A 469-nucleotide genomic window follows, 5' to 3' on the forward strand; every position below is an offset into this window, starting at 1 on the left:
ACATACCAATTAAGGTCATATCATCCCATATCAAAAGAGATACTGCAAATCACTCTGCGCACTTGGATAAGCATAGATCTTGTTTAAATCACTCGGCTTTTCACCAGCATCAATGGCCGCTGCGAAGGTATTGATCAAGTCCTCAGCCAAGCTGGCTAAGACGACAGCACCGGCAAGTCGGCCGGTCTTTTTGTCGACAATGGTCCAAACTTGTGCGTCAGGATCCTGAATTCGATTATAGGTGTACCAGTGGGTTGTCTCGTTGTGTTTGACGGTGTACTGATCAGGCGCTGCTTCAGCGGCCTCTAATGAAACCCCGACTTTGGCTAACTCCGTTGGGCCAAAGACGATAGTCGGAATGGCCGAATAGCTAATGGGTGCTTGGTCGCCTAAAATTTGGTTGGCAACATAACGGCCTTCGAAGCCGGCTACCGGTGTTAATTTAGGCTGTGGCTTCAAATTGACATCG

The 469-nt window shown here is 48.4% G+C and carries 1 pseudogene; it reads right to left on the reverse strand.

From position 1 onward, the window contains the following. Window positions 1-30: 30 nt before the first annotated feature. Window positions 31-469 (reverse strand): annotated as a pseudogene (locus ACWPAB_RS15450) (dihydrolipoyl dehydrogenase family protein); the annotation flags it as partial.

Source organism: Lacticaseibacillus sp. 30, assembly GCF_053819265.1.